The sequence below is a fragment of the Nioella sp. genome (assembly GCF_964229645.1).
Taxonomy (GTDB): Bacteria; Pseudomonadota; Alphaproteobacteria; order Rhodobacterales; family Rhodobacteraceae; genus Nioella.
The window spans coordinates 1-2,600 of the sequence record NZ_CAXREX010000035.1 but is presented as its reverse complement, the minus strand read 5'-3'; the positions used below and the strand labels follow the sequence as shown (position 1 = coordinate 2,600).

General features: G+C 65.1%; 2 protein-coding genes. Both read left to right on the top strand.

Annotation, left to right across the window (positions count from 1 at the left end; genetic code table 11):
- A partial coding sequence (locus ACEQXV_RS02595) for a 2-oxoglutarate dehydrogenase E1 component (RefSeq protein ID WP_370267753.1) occupies positions 1–1,544 on the top strand: 1,544 nt, incomplete at its 5' end.
- 75 nt (positions 1,545–1,619) lie between these two features.
- The coding region (locus ACEQXV_RS02590; RefSeq protein ID WP_370267751.1) for a biotin/lipoyl-containing protein at positions 1,620–2,600 on the top strand (981 nt) is incomplete at its 3' end.

The following is a 2,600-nucleotide window of genomic DNA, read 5'->3' as shown; positions in this document are numbered from 1 at the left end:
TCCGTCAGAAGTTCCACAAGGACGTCGTGATCGACATCTTCTGCTATCGCCGCTTCGGTCACAACGAAGGCGATGAGCCGATGTTCACCAACCCGATCATGTACAAGACGATCAAGGGCCATAAGACGACCCTGTCGCTGTACACCGAGCGCCTGGTCAAGGACGGTCTGATCCCCGAGGGCGAGATCGAGGACATGAAGGCCGCCTTCCAGGCGCACCTGAACGACGAATTCGAGGCCGGCAAGGACTACAAGCCCAACAAGGCCGACTGGCTGGACGGCAAATGGTCCGGTCTCGACCGCGAAAAGGATGAATACCAGCGCGGCGAAACCGCCATCGCGCCGGAGACCATGCAGCAGATCGGCGATGCGCTGACCCGCCTGCCCGAAGGTTTCCCGACCCACAAGACGGTCGAACGCCTGATGGACTCGAAGAAGAAGATGTTCGAATCCGGCACCGGCTTCGACTGGGCCACGGGTGAGGCGCTGGCCTTCGGGTCCCTGCTGACCGAAGGCTACCCGGTTCGCCTCGCAGGTCAGGATTCGACCCGCGGCACCTTCTCTCAGCGGCATTCGGGCATCGTCGATCAGAACACCGAAGAACGCTACTATCCGCTGAACAACATCCGCGAAGGCCAAAGCCGCTATGAAGTCATCGACTCCATGCTGTCGGAATACGCGGTGCTGGGTTTCGAATACGGCTATTCGCTGGCCGAACCGAACGCGCTGACCCTGTGGGAAGCCCAGTTCGGCGACTTCGCCAACGGCGCGCAGATCATGTTCGACCAGTTCATCAGCTCGGGTGAATCCAAGTGGCTGCGGATGTCCGGCCTCGTCTGCCTGCTGCCGCATGGCTACGAAGGCCAGGGCCCGGAACACTCCTCGGCCCGTCTGGAACGCTTCCTGCAGATGTGCGGTCAGGACAACTGGATCGTGGCGAACTGCACGACGCCGGCGAACTACTTCCACATCCTGCGCCGTCAGCTGCACCGGTCGTTCCGGAAGCCGCTGGTGATGATGACGCCGAAATCCCTGCTGCGCCACAAGCTGGCCGTGTCGGATGCGGACGAATTCACCACCGGGTCGTCCTTCCACCGCGTGCTGTGGGACGATGCGGACCGCCAGTACGGCAAGGGCCGGTCCACCGCGCAGCTGGTCGACGACAGCAAGATCAAGCGCGTCGTGATGTGTTCCGGCAAGGTCTACTACGACCTGCTCGAGGCGCGCGACGAGGCCGGGTTGAACGACGTCTACATCCTGCGTCTGGAACAGTTCTATCCCTTCCCCGCGATCTCGCTGGTCAAGGAACTGGAACGCTTCAAGGGCGCGGAAATGATCTGGTGCCAGGAAGAACCCAAGAACCAGGGGGCCTGGACCTTTGTCGAGCCCAACATCGAATGGGTTCTGACCCGCATCGGCGCCAAGCATGAACGCCCCGTCTATGCCGGCCGCGTCGCCACCGCCTCGCCCGCGACGGGTCTGGCCGCCCAGCACAAGGCCCAGCAGGCCGCGCTGGTCGCCGACGCGCTCGGGCTCGACAGCTAAAGCCTATGGGCGGGCTCCCCTCCTGGGCCCGCCTCTCCAAACGGACAACCGATTAGATCTGAAGGAAAGCCACCGATGACCACCGAAATCCGCGTGCCCACCCTGGGCGAAAGCGTCACCGAGGCCACCGTCGCCACCTGGTTCAAGAAGCCCGGCGACACCGTCGCCGTGGACGAAATGCTCTGCGAACTGGAAACCGACAAAGTCACGGTCGAAGTCCCCTCGCCCGCCGCAGGTGTCCTGTCGGACATCGTCGCCGCCGAAGGCGAAACCGTGGGTGTCGACGCGCTGCTGGGCAATATCTCGGAATCCGGCAACGCCGGCCCGGAGGAAACCAAGCCCCGCGCCGCCGAAACCAAGGCGACAGAAGCGGACGACGCCGCCGGCGGTGAAACCATCGCCGTCATGGTCCCCACCCTGGGTGAATCCGTGACCGAGGCGACCGTCGCCACCTGGCTGAAGAAGGAAGGCGACACCGTCGAGGCCGACGAGATGCTGTGCGAGCTGGAAACCGACAAGGTTTCGGTCGAAGTGCCCGCCCCCGCCGCCGGTGTCCTGGGCAAGATCCTGGCCGCCGAAGGCGAAACCGTCGCCGCCGGTGCCCAGCTGGCCGAAATGACCTCCGGCTCCGGCGCAGCCGCGCCCAAGGTCCAGACCGAAGGCTCCAAGGGCGAGGCCTACCAGACCCCCGCCGCCGGTCAGGGCAGCCGTTCGGACGTCGAAGACGCGCCCTCTGCCAAGAAGGCCATGGCCGAGGCCGGCCTGTCCCGTGACCAGGTCACCGGCACCGGCCGCGACGGCCGCATCATGAAGGACGACGTGGCCAAGGCCCTTTCCGCAGCGCCCAAGGCGGCCGCCCCGGCCGCAGCCCCCCGCGCCCCCGTGCCGGCCGATGACGCCGCGCGCGAGGAACGTGTGAAGATGACCCGCCTGCGCCAGACCATCGCCCGCCGCCTGAAGGACGCGCAGAACACCGCGGCCATGCTGACGACCTACAACGAGGTCGACATGACCGAGGTCATGGCCCTGCGGAACCAGTACAAGGACGCCTTCGAA